Raw genomic sequence first — 20,490 nt, 5'->3', positions numbered from 1 at the left:
GTTGCCGCCGGGTGCCAGGACTTTCGATGACAGCTGATAGGGACACGGCCAGTTTTAAACTAGGTCTCTTTGTAACGTGGGTGCTTGCAACGAAGGTCATGACACCAGCGACTGGAACAACGCCATACCCATCTCGTTTTCTAGGAGCTCATCATGTCTCCGGAGCATTCCATCGACATATTCCTTGGGTTAGACGTCGGCAAATCTGAACACCACGCCTGCGCCTTAGACCGTGATGGCAACAAGGTCTTCGACAAACCGTTGCCTCAACTCGAATCCGAACTAGCAGGCGTTTTTCACCAGCTTCAGAAGCTTGGCACCGTGCTCGTGATCGTCGACCAACCCAACACCATCGGCGCACTACCGATTGCTGTAGCCCGGGACTGCGGTTGCGAAGTCGGATACCTGCCAGGTCTTGCGATGCGCAAAGCTGCAGATCTCTATCCGGGACGTGCAAAAACAGACAAACGCGACGCATTCATCATCGCCGACACCGCCCGCACAATGCCCCACACGCTACGTGCCGTCGACCGCAATGATGAGGTACTCTCCGCCCTAAAGATGCTGTCCGGCTTCGATGATGACATCGCCCGCGATTGCACTCGCACTGTCAATCGGCTTCGCAGTGTCCTCACCCAGATCTACCCCAGCCTGGAACGAGTTTTTGCTGGTAGCACCCTGACTCGCACGCCGATCCTGGAATTATTGATCCATTACAAGGGACCGCAGGGGCTAAAAAGAGCCGGATACCAACGAGTGTTGAACTGGATGATCAAGCGCACACGTAAAGACCCCACCCCGCTGGTAGACGACATTTTTACAGCGCTGAAAGCTCAAACAGTCACCGTGCCTGGAAGCGATGCCGCCGAGTTAGTAATTCCTCAACTGGCTGCAAACATCCAGGCCCTCAAAGAGCAACGAAACACCATTGCTGAGCAGGTTGAAGAGATGCTCGCTGATTTCCCTCTTTGTGAGGTCTTGATGAGTATGCCCGGAGTCGGCATCAAGACCGCAGCGCAGATCCTTCTTGCGATCGGTGATGGCTCCGACTTCGCTAGTGCTGGCCACTTAGCTGCTTATGCTGGAATAGCACCCGTGACTAGACGATCCGGTTCGTCGATCAGAGGTGAATTCCCGGCACGGTCAGGCAATAAACGACTGAAAAACGCCTTGTTCTACTCCGCATTCGCAGTTATCCGCAGCCACGAACCGTCACGGCGGTATTACGAACGCAAACGCGCTGAAGGAAAACGCCACAACGCAGCAGTCATCTGCCTGGCACGACGCCGATGCAATGTCATCTACGCGATGCTGAAAAACAAGGAGTTCTTCCGCGAAATCCCGCCACGCCCCGTCGCCGCATAAAGCCCCAAAGACGAAGCCGACCAGCACACGCTGGCCGGCTCCTAGGCACGCCTAAGAAACTACTCCCAAGACTGTGCTCGTCAACATCGGTCTGGCACTTGACAAAAACATAGGGACACCCCCCCAAAGTGGCTTCACCTTTGGTTTCCATTTGTCAACGCCGATGGGTTACTTTTTGCCACCCCCGCGACCACACCCTTAGTTCACCCGGAAACTACTTGCCGATCCCCCCCTACCCAGCCCCTCGATTAAGGGGCATCCGCCATAAATCCCCTGGCAACACACCGGTTGCGCTTCACCGGATCCGTGATACAAGACAACAGCCCCACGGCCACAGCACGGCCCTATTGAACTGAAACTGACGAATCAGCGAACAAGTTCTCTAAAAACAAGTTGCTTGCCCTATATCGAACCGTTATTATCGCAGAAGTTAGATAACAGTTGGGTTACAAAGAGTTTCGTTGGCAGGGAGATTGAAGTGACGTTTTTCAATGCTCGTCGCGGAGGCGGAAAGCACCGCAAGGTAGAGGTTTCCGCAACTTCTCGCGCAGCACTGGTCGCACTGTCCGCATCGACGATCGCTTCCTCCAACGCGGTCGCCCACGCAGCTGAGACCGAGAATAAGGCTCCGGAGAACTCAGCTTCGACTCAGACCCGCGCTGCTCAGCCGAAGAACAACGCTCCGATGGTGCTGGCCTCCAGCTCCTTCAATCCGAGCACTAACCTCAGCGACCACCTCGCTACGGCGTTGCAGTACAACCAGGAGCGCGTTGCTCGCGACCAGGCTGCCCGCGCTCCGAAACTCTCCATCCCGACCGTGGGGCTGCTGACCTCACCGTTCGGCTCACGCTGGGGAACCTTCCACTACGGTGTCGACCTGGCTAACGTCACCAACACCCCAATCATGTCCGTCATGGACGGCACTGTTATCGATGCAGGCCCGGCTCAGGGCTACGGCCAGTGGATTCGCGTTCGCCATGACGACGGCTCTGTTTCCGTCTACGGCCACATCGAGTCCATCTACGTTGCTGTCGGAGAAGCTGTCCGAGCTGGTCAGGTCATCGCCGGTATGGGCAACCGCGGCTTCTCCACCGGTACGCACCTCCACTTCGAGATCCACCCGGATGGCACCACTCCGGTCGACCCGGTGACCTGGTTCATCCAGCGTGGTCTGAACCTGAACTAATCAGGTATCGGCACAGGTACGAGCAAGCCTGGCCGCTCTGCGAAGGCCCTACCTGTGCACCGGCCCCTGTTTGACCGCGGCTGCAAGCCTCCCCTGATTAAATTTTTCAGAAACCGGCATCGCCGCCGGTACTGGGGCTTTACTCTTGACACATGGCAGAGACTCAAACATTCCGCATGTGGAAGAAGTTGGCTGCGACTCCAGTCGTCGGCAAGCGTCTATTTTCCTTAACCGCCGCATTGACGGCGCCATATTTCCGCACAATCTGTCCCAAGCTAGAGACGATGCAGCCTGGACTGGCGGTAGCGCGCATGCCCGCTTGGTGGGGCGTGCGTAATCACATTAAGTCCGTGCATGCGATTGCTGCGTGTAACCTCGCTGAATTCGCGATGGGCATGCTCTGTGAGGCCAGCGTACCGACAACGCATCGCTGGGTTCCAAAGGGCATGACGACGAACTACAAGCGCATCTCCGTTGGTGGCCTGACGGCTGTGGCCAAGGCTGAGTTGCCGGACTTCTCCACCATCACACCGGAGACTGGTGGGGTAGATTTTCCCGTCCACATCGTGCTGACCGATGCCAACGGCACCGAAGTACAAGATGCCACCATCAACTGCTGGGTGACAGCGAAGAAGCCTAAGTAGCCTCCACGCGATAGTGGCACGTGCACGGCCGCGGGTAGGGACGGCCAGTCGGGCGGTGGTTGTTCTTTTACAACTTCTCCATGGGCACGCCGCCGATAAGCATCATGCGGACCTTACCTGCGGATCCAAAGTCAATCATCGCAGTTGCCCGGGGCGCGGCCCCTTGGACCTCAAGCACAGTGCCTAAGCCGTACTTGTCGTGAACAACCTTGTCACCGGGCTCTAGGTGCAAGACCTGATTCTTCTTTCGGGATGACGCACCAGAGTTAGAGGATCCACCAGAGCCGAAGCCCGAGCTGGAACCGAAGCCCGACGAGGCACCATGGCCACGACCAAACGCGCTGCCCGCGCCGTAGCCACCAGAACCAAAACCACCAGAACCGGCGCCCCAGCTGCGAGCCGGAGCCTCGCGCAGCCAATCGATCAGGTCGCTTGGGACTTCCCCCAGGAAACGTGAAGGCGGATTATTCTGCGGCGAACCCCACGAGGACCGAGTCACAGCGCGCGTGAGATACAGCTGCTTGCGAGCTCGGGTAATACCCACATAGGCCAGACGTCGCTCTTCAGCCAGCTCCTTCGGATCGCCCAGGGCGCGCAGGTGCGGGAACAGTCCGTCTTCCCAGCCAATGAGAAATACCACCGGAAACTCCAGGCCCTTAGCCGTATGTAGCGTCATCAACGTCACTACACCGGTGTCATCATCCGGAATCTGATCCGCATCGGCCACCAGAGAAACTCGCTCGAGGAATGCCTGCAGACTTCCCGGTTCCGCTTCCCCATCGTTGTCGAAGTCGGCCGCGAAATCACGCGCGAGGTCATTCGCGATTCCAGATTCCACCTCGGACTCGCCACTAGTATCAGCACCGCTTTCAGCATCAGCTGCAGCGCCAGAGCCTTCATTTACATCAGCGCTAATATCCACCGACGACATCATCCGCGCCTCTGCAGAGAACTCCCGCGCAACGCTGACGAGCTCATTGAGGTTGTCCAGGCGCGTGGCATCTTGCGGATCATTGGAGCGCTCGAGCTCCGACTTGTACCCACTGCGATCAATAATCGCGTTGACCAAATCACCGATATCGGCCAGTTCACCGGATGCCATATCCGCCGCCAAGCCATCAATCATCTCGACGAACGCCGCCATCGCGTTTCGACTCCGCGCCGCCACCGCCGGAACCTTACCCTCCGCTACGGCACGTAGCGCCGTGCCGAACGAGCACCTCTCGTCCTCGGCATAGAGCGACACATGAGCCACCGCACGGTCACCGATTCCGCGGCGCGGCGTATTGATAATGCGACGCAGCGAAACATCATCGTCGAAGTTCTCAATAACGCGCAGGTAGGCGACAATATCGCGTACTTCCTTACGCTCATAGAACCTGGTGCCACCAACCACCGTGTACGGAACGCCCATACGAATGAAGACATCCTCTAGCGCACGGGAGGAATTATTGGTGCGGTAGAAAATCGCCACATCTGAATACGAGTACGGCCCGTAGTCGACCAATTGCTCAATCTCGTTAGCGATAAACCGAGCCTCATCGTGCTCATTGTCCGCCACGTAGCCCTTGATCTTGCCGCCCTCACCGAGATCGGTCCACAGCTTCTTCTCCCGGCGGTTCTCATTGCGCGCAATCAACGCATTGGCCGCCGACAGAATCGTCTGCGTCGAGCGATAGTTTTGCTCCAGCAGAATCGACGTGGCCTCCGGATAGTCCTTCTCAAACTCCTCAATATTGCGAATAGTCGCACCACGGAAGGCATAAATGGACTGGTCCGAATCGCCCACCACACACAGCTCACTCGGAGGCACATCTCCACCGGGCTTGCCGACGAGCGTCGAGACCAAAACATACTGCGCATGGTTGGTGTCCTGGTATTCGTCCACCAACACATGCCGGAAACGGCGACGGTAATACTCTGCAACCTGCGGGTGATTGGTGAAAATCCGAACGACCTCACCGATTAGATCGTCAAAGTCCACGGCATTAGCCGCCCGTAGCCTGGTCTGGTACTCCAGGTAAACCCGTGCAACGACGTCATCAAAAGGATTGCGCGTCGTCGACGCGTCCGCGAGGGCCTTCTCCGGGTCAATCAACTCATTCTTGAGATTGGAGATACGCGACGAGAGCACGCGGCCGGTGAACTTCTTGGCATCTAGGTCCATGTCCTTAGCGATAATGGACAGCAAACGCCGGGAGTCGTCCGAATCATAAATAGAGAAATTGGAATTAAGCCCCGGTACTAGCGCATGCTGCATGCGCAGTATGCGCACACACATGGAGTGGAACGTGGACACCCACATACGCCGCGCCTGGTCACCGACCAGTCCCGCCACACGCTCGCGCATCTCGGCTGCGGCCTTATTGGTAAAGGTAATAGCCAAAATTTGGCTTGGCAGGACCCCACGCGCACCGATCAGGTATGCAATCCTGCGCGTCAGCACAGATGTCTTTCCTGAACCCGCTCCAGCCACAATCAACAGTGGTGAACCAATGTGCTCCACTGCTTGGCGCTGCTGCGGATTAAGCCCCTCTAGCAGCGACTCTGAATCAAAACTGGGCTCGAAGCCACCGCCAAAACCGCCGCCAAAGCTGGCAGCGTCACTCGGTGCGCTATTGCTACCAGCGCTGGCGAAGTGGCCGAACCCACCACGGCCAGGCGTAGCACCGCCCGCCTCACCGTGGTTCGAACCAGCATGGCTATCGCCACTACGTCCATCGTCAGCATTGAAGGACCCGAACAGCATTCCAGTTTCATTTCCCATGATGGCTACTACAGTAGCCGAGCCCCCGGATTGGACTGTTCGAATCCTTTGGCACAATAAGAACTATGAGCGAAAACCCTGCGGACACTCGCGCCGCACACACCGACAACACCGACGGCGCCGAGCACAGCCAGCAGGCGGCGGCAGTATCCCCTTTTGAAGTCCGCACCCCCACCGGTACCGATGACCCGTTGAGCTCCGCGGAGATCGAACAGTACCGCAAGGAAATCAACCGCCTTGACGGGCTGATTATCGATGCCATTCAACGCCGCACCGCAATCAGTAAGGCCGTCGGCAAAACCCGCCTGGGATCTGGCGGCACGCGTCTCGTGCACGGCCGAGAGGTGCAGATCATCAACGAGTTCCGCGACGCACTTGGCCCAGAGGGCCCGGCAATCGCGTCGGCTCTGCTGCGCATGGGACGCGGTCGCCTGGGCTAACCCTCGCCAGCTACCTGTCCGGCTAGCCTTCCAGGGAAATCAGCTTTTCCTCTAGGAACTCATCGATACCGGTGAAACCACCCTCACGTCCAAGGCCGGACTGCTTGACACCACCGAACGGCGCCGACGGGTCCGACAGCGAGCCCTTATTGACCGCAACCATGCCCGACTCCAACGTCTCTGCCGCACCAAGTGCCTTGGTCAGGTTCTCACTGAACACATACGCCGCCAGACCAAAGATGGTGTCATTTGCCTGCTCAATCGCACGGCCATCGTCCGTGAAGGTCGTCACCGCAACCACCGGACCGAAAATCTCTTCTCGGACAATATCCGCATCCTCGGGCACATCAGTCAGAACTGTGGGCTCGAAGAAGTAGCCGTCGGAAAGCGCGCCGCCGAGATCTGGGATCTTGCCGCCGCACTCTACCTTCGCACCGCGCTTGACCGCATCGTCAACCAGATCACGAACCTTTTCCTGTTGATCACGCAGCGCGAGTGGCCCAAGGTCCGTCGCCGGATCGGTACCCTCGCCCAACTTCAGCTCCGCAAAACGCTTGACGACGCCTTCGACGAACGCATCCTTCTTGGATTCATGAACAATAAAGCGATTCGGGGCGATACACACCTGGCCGCCATTGCGGAGCTTGGCGTCACTGACTGCCTGCACAGCCTTATCGACATCACCATCAGAGAGAATGACAAACGGAGCATTTCCGCCGAGTTCAAGGGAGACTTTCATCGAAGTTTCCGCGGCCTTCGCAGCGAGCATCTGGCCAACTTCGGTGGAACCGGTGAAGGTGAACTTGCGCAGGCGGTCATCGGAAAGCAGGGCTGAGACATTGGATGAGTGCCCCGTCGGCAACACGGAAACGACACCTGCGGGAACACCGGCCTCGACAAGAAGTTTGCCCAGGTAGAGCATGGTCAGCGGAGTCTTGGACGCGGGCTTAATAATGACCGGGCAACCGGCGGCCAGTGCCGGGGCAATCTTGCGAGTCCCCATAGCCAGCGGGAAATTCCACGGCGTAATAGCCAAAGCCGGGCCGACCGGCTGCTTAATCACCGCGACGCGCGAGGTCCCGCTCGGAGAAATTCGGTAATCGCCGGAGATACGCACGGCCTCCTCAGCGAACCAACGAAAAAACTCGCCACCGTAGCCGACCTCAGCCTTGGAATCCGGCAACGCACGGCCCATTTCCAGGGACTGCAGCTGGGCCAACTTGTCTGCATCCCGACGGATGAGTTCAAAAGCGCGGTAAAGAATCTCGCTGCGCTTGCGGGGCGGGGTTGCCTTCCACTCCTTCTGAGCTGCGACGGCGTCGTCAAGCGCCTGCCTGGCGTCCTCCTCTGTGGCGGAAGCGACCTGGACCAGCGGCTTATCTGTCGCGGGGTTAACGACATCGAAGGTCTCGCCATTCGACGCGGGACGGAACTCGCCGCCGAGGAGAAGGCCTGTGGGGACGTCTTTGAGGATGTTGTCGTAATCAGGGGTGAAATCAGTCATATTTTCCAGGGTAGGTGCCTTTGCTGAAGCGGGCTAGGGGCTCGTAGATGGCGGATAGCCGATGGATGGTCGGTGCATAGGCGAAGCATAGGCACCGCGGAATCTAGTTGCTGGCAGATTGCGGTCACGCCTGGTCGCATCCTGCCGCCCGGCGAGAGCGCCAAAACGTAACTAGTCTGGGGATGTATAAAGTGCATTTCGTCAAAAATCACCTGGGAGCAGGAATGACTGTAGATATCACTGGAACCGAGCAGTGGGCTCAGCTGGCTAAGCGCGTGGACAATGTTCGCGCCACCTCGCTGCGTGAGCTCTTCACAAATGAAGAAGGCCGCGCTGAGAAGCTGACTTTCGATGCTGGCACTCTCCACGTTGACCTCTCCAAGAACTTGATGTGCCTCGACGGTTTTGCCGAGCTGGTTGAACTTGCTCGCGCCGCTGGTATCGAGGAAGCACGCGAAAAGATGTTCCGCGGTGACAAGATCAACACCACTGAAAACCGCTCCGTGCTGCACACAGCGCTGCGCCTGCCAGCAGAGGAAAATTTGACCGTCGGCGACCAGGATGTCGCTGCCGACGTGCATGAGGTGCTCGGCCGCATGCGCGACTTTGCTCGCAGCCTCCGCAGTGGAGACTGGCTGGGATACACGGGTCACACCATTAAGACTGTGGTCAACATCGGCATCGGTGGCTCCGACTTGGGCCCGGCAATGGTGACCAAGGCGCTGCGCACCTACGCCACTGCCGGCATTGATGCCCGCTTCGTCTCCAACGTTGACCCGTCTGATCTGCAGGCAGTTCTGGATGAGGTCGATCCGGAGTCCACGCTGTTTATCGTCGCTTCCAAGACCTTCACCACTCAGGAGACGCTCTCCAACGCTCACGCAGCTCGCCGCTGGCTTATCCAGCAGCTGGGTAGCGAAGAAGCCGTCGCCAAGCACTTCGTTGCCGTTTCCACGAATGCCGAAAAGGTCGCCGAATTCGGCATCGACACTGAGAACATGTTTGGCTTCTGGGACTGGGTCGGCGGCCGCTACTCCGTCGACTCCGCCATCGGCCTGTCCATCATGGCCGTCGTTGGTCCGATGGACTTCATGCGCTTCCTGCAGGGCTTCCGCGCAATGGATGAGCACTTCCTCAACGCTCCGCTGGAGCAGAACGTGCCAGTGCTGATGGGCATGCTGAACGTCTGGTACTCAAACTTCCTCGACGCTCAGTCGCATGCCGTGCTACCCTACTCTGAAGACCTCTCCCGGTTCCCGGCGTACCTTCAACAGCTCACCATGGAATCGAACGGTAAATCCGTGCGTACCGACGGCAAGAGGGTGGACTACAACACCGGAGAAATCTTCTGGGGTGAGCCGGGAACGAACGGCCAGCACGCTTTCTTCCAGCTCCTTCACCAGGGAACTCGCCTGGTTCCGGCTGATTTCATCGGCTTTGCCCGTCCACGCCAGGATCTGCCGACGGCATCCGGCGAAGGTTCTATGCACGACCTGCTGATGAGTAACTTCTTCGCACAGACCAAGGTGCTGGCCTTCGGTAAGACCGCAGAAGAAATTCGCGCAGAGGGCGTTGACGAGGAACTCGTAGAGCACAAGGTCATGCCTGGTAACCGTCCGACCACGACCATCATGGCCGAGGAACTGACCCCGGACGCTGTGGGTGCACTGATTGCACTCTACGAGCACATCACCTTCGTCGAGGGCATTGTTTGGGGCTTGAACTCCTTCGACCAGTGGGGTGTCGAGTTGGGCAAGCAGCAGGCCGGCGACCTGCTGCCTGCGGTCACTGGTGAAGTAGCACCGGATTCTGGCGATGCTTCCACCGATGCGCTGCTGACGTGGTACCGCGACAAGCGCTAACGGCCCTGAGATAGCTGGCTAACTAGCTAACAGCCCGCCCTCGGCTTCTCGCTGCGGGCGGGCTGTTGTTATTTGTATCCCTCTAAATCTTCACCGCATAGCCGTCCACACGGTAGCCCTTCACAATGTCCTTGCCGAATGGGAAGCAGGTCACCGGAATCATCTTGACGTTGGCCACCGCCAGTGGAATTCCAACGATGGTGACAGCCTGCGCCGCCGCAGTCATGATGTGACCGATGGCCAGCCACAGACCGGCGATGAGGAACCAGATTACATTCATCACACCGGCGCTAACGGCACCGACCGCGCCCCGTCCGGAACGCTCCACCACGGAGCGTCCGAACGGCCACAGTGCATAAGAAGCCATGCGGAACGAGGCCACGCCAGCGGGAATTGTGACAATCAAAATACAGGCAAGAACGCCGAAGAAAATGTAGCCCAAAGCAAGCCACAGGCCACCGAACAACAGCCAAATGATATTCAGCAAGGTCTTCATGCCACTTAAGTGTAGTCAGGATGCGTAGTGGGCACCTGGAGTTAGCGCAGCTCACCTAACGCCTGCGCAAAGTGAGGCATTAAGCCCATAGGGCCACTCGGTTGCGGTGAGGATGGGGCGCGGCATCCCGTCGCAAAGCGGGGTTGGGAAAAAGTGAATAGTATCTAAGTCATGTCTGCCTACATTGAAGATGATGTTCTTGCCTATCGACTTGCCGTGGGCGCCAGTGAAATTCTCAAGGGTGTCCGCAACGTAGGCCTGCTGCGTGGCCGCATTCTGGGAGATGCCGGCGACGCACTGGCACAGGAGTGGATTGCCCGCGTACTGGAGCAGCACCGTCCGGACGACGGACTGCTGTCGGAGGAAGCCGCGGATAACCGTGAGCGCCTGGACTCAAAGCGGGTGTGGATTATTGACCCACTCGATGGCACGCGTGAGTTCGCTTCGGGCCGCCAGGACTGGGCAGTTCATGTCGCTCTGGTAGAGGACGGTCAGCCGACCCACGCTGCTGTTGGTCTGCCGGATCACGGCCAGGTTTTCCACACGGGTGAGGCCAAGGCTGTCCAGGGGCCGTGTGCGGGCAAGATTGTCGTATCGCGTACTCGCCCACCGGCTGTGGCGAAGTACGTCGCTGACAAGCTGGGCATGGAGCTGGTAGAGATGGGCTCCGCTGGTGCGAAGGCAATGCACGTACTGCTCGGTGACTACGACGCCTACATCCACGACGGTGGTCAGTACGAGTGGGACTCGGCAGCGCCGGTTGGCGTCGCTAAGTCCGCAGGACTTTTCGTCAGCCGCCTAGACGGCTCCGCGCCGACCTACAATAATGTCGATACTTTCCTGCCGGATATGCTGTTCTGCCGACCGGACCTGTCGGAGGAGATTCTGGCAGCGGTGAAGGAATTCAAGAATCAAGAGCAGAAGTAGGTAAGCTAGGGCGGCTATGACCGACTCCACTGACATCACGACACAGGCTCATCAGGGCATTCAGACTCCGTACGAGGATTTGCTGCGCGAAATTCTCGCTGACGGAGCAGCTAAATCAGACCGCACAGGCACGGGCACTCGCTCAGTGTTCGGCCGCCAGCTGCGCTTTGATCTGAGCGAGGGCTTCCCACTGATCACCACTAAGAAGGTGCACCTGAAGTCCATCGTGTACGAGCTGCTGTGGTTCCTCCGCGGCGATTCAAACGTCCAGTGGCTCCAGGACCGCGGAGTGACTATTTGGGACGAGTGGGCAGACGACAACGGCGACCTCGGCCCGGTCTATGGCGTGCAATGGCGCTCCTGGCCCACTCCGGATGGGCACCACATCGACCAGATTGCACAGGCGCTGGAGACTTTGAAGTCCAACCCGGATAGCCGCCGCAACATCGTCAGCGCCTGGAATGTCTCCGAGATTTCCAATATGGCGCTGCCACCATGCCATCTGCTGTTCCAGTTCTACGTCGCAGATGGCAAGCTCAGCTGCCAGCTCTACCAGCGCAGCGCGGACATGTTCCTGGGCGTACCATTTAACATCGCTTCCTATGCACTGTTGACGCACATGATGGCGCAGCAGGCGGGCTTGGACGTTGGTGAGTTCATCTGGACCGGTGGTGATTGCCACATCTACGACAACCACATTGAACAGTGCGAACTGCAGGTCTCCCGTGAGCCACGCCCCTACCCCACGCTGAAGCTTCGGAAGGCCGACAGCATTTTCGACTACGCTTACGAGGACATCGAGGTCATCGGCTACGACCCGCATCCTCTGATTCGCGGTCAGGTGGCTGTCTAAGTCAGCGAAAGGTGAGTGTAAACATGAACGAGTCCACCGCTTCCACCAGCGCAAGGCCCCCGTTTGTAGGGATGATTTGGGCGCAGTCTCGGGCCGGCATTATCGGCGACGGCGCGACTATGCCCTGGCATCTGCCTGAAGATCTTCAGCATTTCAAAACAACGACGATGGGCGCACCGGTCATCATGGGGCGTCGCACGTGGGACTCGCTGAATCCCAAGTTCCGTCCACTCCCGGGTCGTCGAAACATCGTCCTTTCGCGCTCCGTGTCCGATTTCCCCGGCGCTGAATCCGCAGCCAGCCTCGAAGCGGCACTCGCAGCCGTCGCCGACGAGCCCGCAGCATGGATTCTCGGGGGCGGACGTGTCTATCGCGATGCACTTTCGCTTGCCGACGAATGCGTGGTCACCGACATTGATACTGATGTCAATGTCCCGGTACCGGTCATGGCTCCCGACCTCTACGACTGGGTTCGTGTCGAGGATGGCCCGTGGCAGACGTCAACGACCGGCCTACGCTACCGCTTCTGCACGTGGCGGCGTCTAGAGGATTAGCTTCCTTTAAAAGCCTCGGAAGGAAAGCCTCCGAAGAGCATCTGGGAAGGGTTCCGAGCAAGGCTCTGAGGTGGGGCTACTGCCCGGCGGACGTATTGCGCAATGGAATATCGGCCTTGGTCCGCGCGTTGGACTAAGTATGACTGATGTGAAGACTCCACAGACCACCGAACACGTGACCATTTACGCTGCGGCCTGGTGCCCTTTCTGCCAGAACCTCATTGCTGGCCTGAAGGAAAACGGCACTCCGTTTGAGGCTTGGGACGTCGAAAAGCACGACGACCTTTCGAAGTGGGTTGAGTCCGTCAATGACGGCAACCGCGTTGTGCCGACTGTGCTGTACTCCGATGGCGAGCACGCCACGAATCCGTCTGTGGAGGAAGTCACCGCTAAGTACGCTGAACTCTCCAGCAAGTAAGCGCAGCATAAGCGCATCGGTACGTTCTTATTGCACAGCCAAAAAGCCGAGCCCCACTTTCGGGGCTCGGCTTGTTTTATTTACGAGTGCGGCCGGTCATGCTGCCAGTCGCGATACCAGCATTAGTCCAGATCGTCGTGTGCCATCAGCTGACGAGCAGCCTCAGTAATCGAGCCAGACAGCGACGGGTAGACAGAGAAGGAGCTTGCCAGGTCATCGACGGTGAGCTGGTTGGAGACACACACAGCAATTGGCAGAATCAGCTCCGAGGCGGTCGGAGCGACCACCACACCACCGATAATCATGCCGGAATTCTTACGGCAGAACAGCTTGACGAAGCCGTGGCGCAGCGAGCGCATCTTCGCACGCGGGTTACCTGCCAGCGGGAAAACCTCAACACGAGCGGAGACCTCACCGGACTCAATCTGAGCCTGGGAGACACCAACAGTCGCAATCTCCGGGCGGGTGAACACTGCCGAGGAAACGGTGCGCAGGCGAATTGGCGAAACACCTTCACCGAGGGCGTGGTACATCGCAATACGACCCTGCATAGCTGCAACGGAAGCCAGCGGGAACAAGTCGGTGCAGTCACCGGCAGCGTAGATACCCGGCACGTTGGTGCGGGAAACACGGTCAACGTGAATGTGGCCAGACGGGGTCATTTTCACACCACTTGCGTCCAGACCCATATCCGCAGTGTTCGGAATCGATCCGACGGTCATCAACGCGTGGGAGCCGAAGACCTCACGGCCGTCGGAAGTGACGACGCGAACGCCGCCGTCCTCAGTGCGTTCGACAAGATCACAGCGGGCGTTCTTCACAACGTCCACACCGCGCTCCAGCAGGACCTCCTCCAGGGCATCTGCAGCGTCAGCATCCTCGTGCGGCAGGATACGGTCACGCGAAGCGACCATGGTGACCTTCACACCCAACTCGGTGAACGAGGATACGAACTCAGCACCGGTAACACCAGAACCGACCACAATGAGGTGCTCCGGCAGCTCCTCCAGTTCGTAAACCTGACGCCAGGTCAAAATACGGTCACCATCAGGAATTGCACCCGGCAGAATACGTGGGGACGCACCGGTGCAGACCAGCACCAGGTCGGCTTCAAGAGTGACCTCGCCGCCCTCGAGCAAGTCGACGGTGACGTAGTGAGTTACACGGCCCGGGTCGTGGTCATCGAGACGACCGCGGCCCTGCAGCATTTTGATGCCCTCGCGCTCCATCTGCGCGCGAACATCGTCGGACTGCTGCTGAGCCAGGCGCTTAACGCGCTCGTTGACCGCAGTGAAGTCGATTTTGCGCTGGGAAAAGTCCGGACGCAGACCCATCTCGTCCGCACGACGCATATCGGTACGAACGCCCGTCGCCGCGATGAAGGCCTTAGAGGGAACGCAATCCCACAGGACGGAAGAACCGCCCATCCCGGCATCCTCAACCACAGTGACTTCAGCACCGTACTTGGCGCCAACCAGCGCTGCTTCGTAGCCGGCTGGGCCGCCGCCAATGATTACGATCCTCTGTGCCACAAATCCTCCAAAGTTGCCGTGGATATCACAATGTAATTACCGCGGGAGGCATTTTCCCCGCTTTGCCCCCATAGTCTAACGGACAGTCATGGTTGACTGCGCGCCGTCCTCATAGCGAGCAACAATGCCAGCGAAGAGTTTCACACCAACGCCCAGGCAACGCTCGTCCACGATTAGGTCATCTCGGTGCAAATCGTGCTTGTCGCCGCGGCCGGACCAGCAGCCCAAGCGGGCCATCGCGCCCGGGACGTGCTCGAGATACCAACCGAAGTCCTCGCCACCGGACGACTGTGGGGCCTGAATGACAGCATTCTCGTCCACTCGTCGCACTGCTTCCGCAATCAGGGCGGTGCAGTATTCGTCGTTAAGCACAGGCGGCACGCCACGCTCGTAATTGATGGTGCACTCTGCGCCGGTCGGGGCGAGGACTTGTTCAATGAGTTCGCGAACCAGTGGATCGATGTCGCGCCAGGTCTTGATGTCCGCGGTGCGCAGGGTGCCGCTGACGCTGCCTTCCGACGGAATCGCGTTGTGTGCATACCCGGAGTGAACGGAGCCGAACGTGAGCACGGTGCCAGTGCGTGGGTCGACGCGTCGTGACAGCAAGCCGGGCAAATCGACAATCAATTTGCCCAGCGCATAGACAACATCGGCTGTCATCTGCGGACGGGAAGTATGCCCGCCCGGGCCATGCACCTGAATCTCCAACGTGTCGGCCGCAGAGGTGATGGCACCTGTTCGAACGCCGACGTGACCGACGCGCAGCTTCGGCTCACAGTGGACGGCAAAAATACGCTCAACGCCATTGAGCGCACCGGCAGCGATAACCTCGGGTGCACCGCCAACCATGACCTCCTCGGCGGGTTGGAAAATGAAACGCAGCGGCGTCGGCAACGTGTGCTTCTCGTGGTACTCAGCCATAGCCAGAGCCGTCGCGAGCGTAATCGTGGTGTGAAAATCATGCCCGCAGGCGTGCATGACGCCATCGTTGGTGCTGGCAAACTCCAGCCCCGTGGTCTCTGTAATTGGAAGCGCGTCTATATCGCCGCGGAAAGCGAGACGCCCCGGCAATTCACCTCCGGCTTCGCTACCGGCGAGTTCATCTTCACCAATGTCGACCATCAAGCCGGTGTTGGGAAACAGCACTGGTTTCAGCCCTGCAGCACGCAGCTTCTCCTCCACAAAAGCCGTGGTGGCGTGCTCCATGTGAGATAGCTCTGGGTGCGCATGAAGATGCCGCCGCCACTCGAGAATCTCGTTCGCGTGCTCGGCCCACCAGTGCTTAATAAACTCCTCAATCACAATTCTCCAGTGTAAGCGCTCCACCGACAGGCCGTAACAAGAGGCCTACCGACGACTGCGCCAGCGACAGCAGTGGCCGGCAAGCGTTTGAATATCAGCGCCAGACGTACACATGACCAGGGGCCACTTCTTTCACTTTGACCCCTTCAATTATCAGATGTTTCACATTTTGAGGAAGTCTGCGATGATATTAGGCATGTCCGGCAATGGCACACCTAAGTCTCTCAGCATCCCCATCATCATCGTGGCCACCGCACTCGTGGTCGTCATCGGCATCGCCATCGGCCTGTCGCTGAACAATAGTGATGAGCCCCAGCGTCCGGAGGTTCCCTCCCCCTCGCAGCCGACGTCGCCCAGTTCGACACCGCCGTCCTCGACGAGTTCGACTTCTACGAGCAAGACGACCACCACGACGACAACTACGTCGAAGTCCTCCGAGACGTCGTCAAGCACGCCGAGCACTTCGACATCGTCCTCGTCGTCAAGCACGCCGAGCACCACGTCTTCGCCATCCACGACGACGAGCTCTGAGCCGACAACAGCTCCGGAGGGACAGGACTTCGGCACTGGCCGCTCCGACTTGGACGGCCTGGGCTTCGTGGGCAGCTCCGCACGCTGCGACAACGGTGACCGCGCCTTTGCTGTTATCGCCGCTGAACAGGGAATTAAGGCTGCTGCTTGTGAGACGCGCTCCGGCGAGAAGTACTACCGCTCGGATACACCACAGGGTTCCGGATCGATGGACATCATCGTCGATGAGGGCGACCGCGTTGTTGCACAAAACGGCTCGTACAAGTACCAGATGTCCCCCGACGGAGTTCTTGTGACCAAGGACAACGAGGTCGTCAAGAAGTACGCGGCAGAAGCCTGGGGAACTGCCTAAGAGATTAATTTAAAGATCAATGTTGCGGGGACCGTAGAGACGGTCGCCCGCATCTCCCAACCCCGGCACAATGTAGGCATCCTCGTTAAGATCCGGGTCCACCACAGTGGTGACAAGACGCACCGGGAAACCGGATTCCTTCAAGGCGTCGACACCCTGCTGTGCAGAAATGATGCACACGGCCGTGATGTTGTCCGCTCCGCGATCCGCCAACAGCTTCAGGGCATGCAGCAGTGAACCGCCGGTTGCCAGCATCGGGTCGACCAGGAAGACAGTGCGCCCGGACAGATCCTCCGGCAGCGCCTCGAGGTACGGCACCGGCTCATGAGTTTCCTCATTACGAGCCAAGCCAATAAAGCCCACCTGCGCATCCGGAATCATCGACAGCGACGGATCGATCATGCCAAGCCCCGCACGAATGACGGGAACAATAATCGGCGGATCCTGCAGACGGTAACCCGGCGCGGTAGTGATTGGGGTCTGAACATCGAAGTTATCGACGGGCAGCTCCCGGCTTGCCTCGTAAATCAGCATTGCGCCCAGATCGGCGAGTGCCGCACGGAAGCCCGCGTTATCAGTGCGCGCGTCGCGCAGAATGGTCAAACGTGACTGTGCCAAGGGATGGTTGACAACGGTAATCTCCATGCCTTCCAAAATACATTGCTTTGCTTTTGCCGCTCTGGTGCCGGCATCGCAAGTTTCTGAAAACGCGTTCCCAAAAAAGATGGAACCGAATCGGCCTTTTTCGCGCCTAACAATACGAGGGCTTTTTACTGCGCCCCATTTGCGTAAGCCCGCTTACTACCAAACCACTTGCCGCTCAGCCGCCGTCCGAACCCCGCTAGCCGTTCAGCCACAGCACTGAGTGTTGAACCACACGCGAATTTCCTAGAGAGGCCGTCAACATTGTCCCGTCCATCACCACACAGTTCCCACAGCCAATCGTTTCTCTCTCCGACCACTAGCGGGAATGACTCAGTCTTTACGCTGGCGCCAGAGCTTATTTCTGCCGATGCCACGCGCCTTGACGCGTTGTCGCAGCAGGTCAGCGGCGCTGACTTGGGCATCAGCGCACTGCTCTCGCTTGGCGACGTCCCGTTTGCTGGGCCCTTCTGTCACGCTGCAGCCACTGCTCTACAGCGCCAGCATGAGCATGTAGCTGAGCTGAATGAGTACGGCACCAGCGCTGCTCGTGCACTGAACGCTCTTGTCTCTGCGGTGTCCACTGCTGAAGATGCCGGCGCATATGCGCTGCAGTCCATCTCACCGAAAATGGGAGCCGTTGCAACTCGCGGAATGGGCGGTGCGTGATGCTTCCCACCAATCTACTTACGGAGGTCCCCACCGCGATTGCACAACAGCTAAGTCCTGCCATCGCACCCGCACTGGCAGGACTTGCCGGGGCCGCAATACCCGCCGCGAGTACCGCCTGGCGCTCAGTGGCAGATTCCGTTGACCGCAACTGGGGCGATGGTGCTGGTTCCGGAGCAGGGGCCGCGGGAACAAGTCTCAAACGGGCTGCAAATGCGGCAGCCGACTTGGAAACTCGCGCCGGAACCATTGACAGTGACATTGCCAAGGGGCTGGCCTCAGTAATGTCAGCGGCCACTGATTTGGCCCGGATCGCCATGGATTTTGTCACTTCCGCCATGGGCTCGTTGACTGCGACGGCTGCGGGGCCCGCTGGTCTCGCCGCGACCGGCGCCAGCCTAGCCTCAGCGGCCAGTTCCGCGATCTCCCAGGCCATTGCGCGGCTCATGAAACTAGAGCAAGAACTGCGACCTCTGGTGCAGTCGCTGATACAGCAAGCGAGTACCGCGGTGGACACCCCTACCCCACCTCACTCGGCACAGTTGGAGGCCCCAGGTACCACTCAAGCCGCCCTCGCTTCTACGTCTACGAACACCCCAGGATCGGCTAGCGCTACCGACGCTGCAGATGGTTCGGAGGCGTCGTCCGATTCGGGCAGCGCGCCGGTACCTGCGGATGCTGGAGCTGGCGCGCCCACACCAGAGGCCCAAGCTGCGGTGAAGGCTGCACTGAGTGCCGTCGGAACGCCCTATGGTTGGGGCGGAAATACTCCGGGGCAGGCGCTCGATTGTTCAGGCTTAACGCACTGGGCCTACGGGCAAGCTGGTGTTGATATTCCCCGCACGGCAGAAGCACAGGCCGTCGGCAGACAGGTGAGCCAGGATGAACTGCTACCTGGCGATCTTGCAGTGTGGGACGGCCATGTCGCCATGGTCATCGGTGACGGAAAGATGGTCGAAGCGGGCGATCCGGTGCAGGTAAACCCCGTGCGTACGACCAACATCGGCATGCCGTTTAAGGGGTTCTACCGTCCGACCGGATAGTGCGGTGGGTATCTGCGTCGTAAAACTTCTAAGATAGGAATACGCAAACTTGCCACCCGTGGGGGCGCTGCAGGTATGACAATTTTTGAGTTTTAATAATCACCGACAAGCAGAAGGGCTGCGACGAAAACTATGGCCAGGAAAGGCATCGTTCCTATCGAACTCGAGCTGACCTCGGGCACCTTTTACACGTTGTGGGCTCCAAGCTGGCGTGAGGGTGGCTCCGAGTGGCAGGCTCTGCTCGGCCGCGGTGATGACATCTATTTGTTCTCATCGGCGGCAAAGCTCCTGGCTTTCCTACAGTCGGATGCTCCTCACGACTTCACGCAGCACCCCAGCTGGCGCAACTTCAACCAGCAGCTACCGGGAGCTGCCATCGCGGCGCCACGCCACCGCTATGACCTGATTGGGCTGCCAGAGATTCTGGCCGGCCGGGCCGACTACGACCATGTTTCGCGCGCAGATCGCATTCTTGCCATCACTCGCGCGATTGGTGCAATCGCGGATCTCACTCCGATCAACCAGATGTTCGCCTCTCACTCTGTCCTGGCTGCCACACAAAATGGTGCTGATCACTTCCAGGGCAGTGGCGCCGCTCAGTGGTCGGCTATCGGCAATGTCATCTTGACCAACTGGGACAATTGCATTGACGCTATCGACGCCATCGGCGCAAATACTCCGAGCATCGATGAAGAGTCTGAAACCGCTGCTGCAGCCGCATTAAAGGAAGCGGAGGCCGCGGAGCGTGAGCGTCGTGAAGCAGCGGAGAAGAAGCGCGAAGAGGAAAAGAAGTCCGCAGAGGAGACCGCCGGCGATCCGTACGACCAGACGGTGTGGGCCAACGCTGGCATCGACCCGATCAAGATCTCCATCGCTGGCCGCACGCTCTACACCTTGCGTTGTTACATGGGGCGTCGCCCGCTATTCCTGGGCAGCGCCGGTGAGATTCACACGTTCTCACAGCCCCGCACGATGGTGCGTTGGCTGCTGGAGCACAAGCATCACGACATGTCGGCGCTGACGACGTGGGACGAAATCATCACCGCCGCCAACGCAGGTGAGCTAGAGGCCGTGGTGCACGAGGACAATGAGTACTCGTTTACCGGCCTGGCCGAGGACATTGAAAAGGGCCCGAACGCCGTGGACACCGCCCAGCTCGCCCGCGCGTACGAGCTACTCGCAGACGCCGCTGACTGGGCTGGCGATGATGCCGTGAACGAGGTACTGGCGGGCAACCAGCAGCTGCAGTGGCTGCTGAACTTCCTGCTGGACACCGGCGAGCTGTCCGAGCCAGTGCCGCCTTACGACGATGAGGCTGAGGGCTGGAGGCAGCTGGAGAAGGACTTGGCCGCTCGGTTCACGACCAAGATCTAGCTCCTCCCAGCAAAGCTGGCCGGCGCTGG

General features: G+C 59.1%; 19 protein-coding genes. 13 read left to right on the top strand and 6 right to left on the bottom strand.

All coding sequences use genetic code 11. The features are described from left to right. Nucleotides 1-153: 153 nt before the first annotated feature. The 3 genes from ADB08_RS06740 to ADB08_RS06730 all read left to right on the top strand — a co-directional run bounded on the left by ADB08_RS06740 (nucleotide 154) and on the right by ADB08_RS06730 (nucleotide 3,195). Nucleotides 154-1,365 (top strand): IS110 family transposase, encoded by a 1,212-nt coding sequence (locus ADB08_RS06740; protein ID WP_011273191.1) that lies wholly within the window; start codon nucleotides 154-156, stop codon nucleotides 1,363-1,365. A gap of 478 nt (nucleotides 1,366-1,843) precedes the next feature. Then, nucleotides 1,844-2,551: a M23 family metallopeptidase gene (locus tag ADB08_RS06735; protein WP_016422164.1), complete on the top strand. Its 708-nt coding sequence runs from the start codon at nucleotides 1,844-1,846 to the stop codon at nucleotides 2,549-2,551. 152 nt (nucleotides 2,552-2,703) lie between these two features. Then, nucleotides 2,704-3,195, top strand: coding sequence for a hotdog fold domain-containing protein (locus tag ADB08_RS06730; protein WP_038627827.1), 492 nt, complete (start codon nucleotides 2,704-2,706; stop codon nucleotides 3,193-3,195). Nucleotides 3,196-3,262: 67 nt separating this feature from the next. On the opposite strand, the gene ADB08_RS06725 is transcribed toward ADB08_RS06730, so the two are convergent. Continuing rightward, nucleotides 3,263-5,962, bottom strand: coding sequence for a UvrD-helicase domain-containing protein (locus ADB08_RS06725; protein WP_016422162.1), 2,700 nt, complete (start codon nucleotides 5,960-5,962; stop codon nucleotides 3,263-3,265). 65 nt (nucleotides 5,963-6,027) lie between these two features. On the opposite strand from ADB08_RS06725, the gene ADB08_RS06720 reads away from it, so the two are divergent. Further along, nucleotides 6,028-6,402: a chorismate mutase gene (locus ADB08_RS06720; protein WP_049171980.1), complete on the top strand. Its 375-nt coding sequence runs from the start codon at nucleotides 6,028-6,030 to the stop codon at nucleotides 6,400-6,402. A 22-nt stretch (nucleotides 6,403-6,424) separates the two neighbouring features. On the opposite strand, the gene ADB08_RS06715 is transcribed toward ADB08_RS06720, so the two are convergent. Next, complete coding sequence (locus ADB08_RS06715; protein WP_049171978.1) at nucleotides 6,425-7,906, bottom strand: NAD-dependent succinate-semialdehyde dehydrogenase; 1,482 nt, start codon at nucleotides 7,904-7,906, stop codon at nucleotides 6,425-6,427. A 224-nt stretch (nucleotides 7,907-8,130) separates the two neighbouring features. On the opposite strand from ADB08_RS06715, the gene pgi reads away from it, so the two are divergent. Then, nucleotides 8,131-9,768 carry a glucose-6-phosphate isomerase gene (gene pgi, locus ADB08_RS06710; protein ID WP_049171977.1) on the top strand — a complete coding sequence of 546 codons (1,638 nt, stop codon included), beginning with the start codon at nucleotides 8,131-8,133 and terminating at the stop codon, nucleotides 9,766-9,768. Between the two features lie 82 nt (nucleotides 9,769-9,850). On the opposite strand, the gene ADB08_RS06705 is transcribed toward pgi, so the two are convergent. Beyond that, a complete protein-coding gene (locus tag ADB08_RS06705; RefSeq protein WP_049171975.1) occupies nucleotides 9,851-10,264 on the bottom strand; it encodes a YccF domain-containing protein in 414 nt (137 codons plus the stop codon). A 171-nt stretch (nucleotides 10,265-10,435) separates the two neighbouring features. On the opposite strand from ADB08_RS06705, the gene ADB08_RS06700 reads away from it, so the two are divergent. From ADB08_RS06700 to ADB08_RS06685, 4 genes are all read left to right on the top strand, one after another. Beyond that, a complete protein-coding gene (locus tag ADB08_RS06700) occupies nucleotides 10,436-11,191 on the top strand; it encodes a 3'(2'),5'-bisphosphate nucleotidase CysQ (protein WP_049171974.1) in 756 nt (251 codons plus the stop codon). A gap of 16 nt (nucleotides 11,192-11,207) precedes the next feature. Beyond that, entirely contained in the window at nucleotides 11,208-12,044 is an 837-nt protein-coding gene (locus ADB08_RS06695) for a thymidylate synthase (protein WP_049171972.1), read from the top strand. 23 nt (nucleotides 12,045-12,067) lie between these two features. Further along, nucleotides 12,068-12,598 carry a dihydrofolate reductase gene (locus ADB08_RS06690; RefSeq protein WP_049171970.1) on the top strand — a complete coding sequence of 177 codons (531 nt, stop codon included), beginning with the start codon at nucleotides 12,068-12,070 and terminating at the stop codon, nucleotides 12,596-12,598. A gap of 139 nt (nucleotides 12,599-12,737) precedes the next feature. Then, nucleotides 12,738-13,016 (top strand): mycoredoxin, encoded by a 279-nt coding sequence (locus tag ADB08_RS06685; protein ID WP_038627805.1) that lies wholly within the window; start codon nucleotides 12,738-12,740, stop codon nucleotides 13,014-13,016. 122 nt (nucleotides 13,017-13,138) lie between these two features. Here the strand turns inward: ADB08_RS06685 and ADB08_RS06680 are convergent, their stop codons facing one another. Both ADB08_RS06680 and ADB08_RS06675 read right to left on the bottom strand, forming a co-directional pair. After that, on the bottom strand, nucleotides 13,139-14,548 hold the full coding sequence (locus ADB08_RS06680; RefSeq protein WP_038627803.1) for an NAD(P)H-quinone dehydrogenase: 1,410 nt from the start codon (nucleotides 14,546-14,548) through the stop codon (nucleotides 13,139-13,141). Between the two features lie 75 nt (nucleotides 14,549-14,623). Further along, nucleotides 14,624-15,850: a M20 family metallopeptidase gene (locus tag ADB08_RS06675; RefSeq protein ID WP_049171968.1), complete on the bottom strand. Its 1,227-nt coding sequence runs from the start codon at nucleotides 15,848-15,850 to the stop codon at nucleotides 14,624-14,626. A 196-nt stretch (nucleotides 15,851-16,046) separates the two neighbouring features. On the opposite strand from ADB08_RS06675, the gene ADB08_RS11505 reads away from it, so the two are divergent. Further along, nucleotides 16,047-16,733, top strand: a complete 687-nt coding sequence (locus ADB08_RS11505; RefSeq protein WP_141747104.1) for a hypothetical protein — start codon at nucleotides 16,047-16,049, stop codon at nucleotides 16,731-16,733. Nucleotides 16,734-16,742: 9 nt separating this feature from the next. Here ADB08_RS11505 and upp read toward each other — a convergent pair whose 3' ends face one another. Continuing rightward, nucleotides 16,743-17,378 (bottom strand): uracil phosphoribosyltransferase, encoded by a 636-nt coding sequence (gene upp, locus ADB08_RS06660; protein ID WP_049171962.1) that lies wholly within the window; start codon nucleotides 17,376-17,378, stop codon nucleotides 16,743-16,745. Nucleotides 17,379-17,639: 261 nt separating this feature from the next. Between upp and ADB08_RS06655 the strand changes: the two genes are divergently transcribed. The 3 genes from ADB08_RS06655 to ADB08_RS06645 all read left to right on the top strand — a co-directional run bounded on the left by ADB08_RS06655 (nucleotide 17,640) and on the right by ADB08_RS06645 (nucleotide 20,461). Further along, on the top strand, nucleotides 17,640-18,044 hold the full coding sequence (locus ADB08_RS06655) for a hypothetical protein (protein WP_070429820.1): 405 nt from the start codon (nucleotides 17,640-17,642) through the stop codon (nucleotides 18,042-18,044). Next, a complete protein-coding gene (locus ADB08_RS06650) occupies nucleotides 18,044-19,087 on the top strand; it encodes a C40 family peptidase (RefSeq protein ID WP_049171958.1) in 1,044 nt (347 codons plus the stop codon). The genes ADB08_RS06655 and ADB08_RS06650 overlap by 1 nt, the downstream gene beginning before the upstream one ends. A 132-nt stretch (nucleotides 19,088-19,219) precedes the next feature. Beyond that, nucleotides 19,220-20,461 carry a hypothetical protein gene (locus ADB08_RS06645; RefSeq protein WP_049171956.1) on the top strand — a complete coding sequence of 414 codons (1,242 nt, stop codon included), beginning with the start codon at nucleotides 19,220-19,222 and terminating at the stop codon, nucleotides 20,459-20,461. Nucleotides 20,462-20,490 lie beyond the last annotated feature (29 nt).

The organism is Corynebacterium sp. 239_CJEI (genome assembly GCF_001055995.1).
In the GTDB taxonomy this organism is placed as follows: Bacteria; Actinomycetota; Actinomycetes; order Mycobacteriales; family Mycobacteriaceae; genus Corynebacterium; species Corynebacterium jeikeium_D.
The sequence above is the reverse complement of the archived record's forward strand: the minus strand, read 5'-3'. Positions and strand labels throughout refer to the sequence as shown.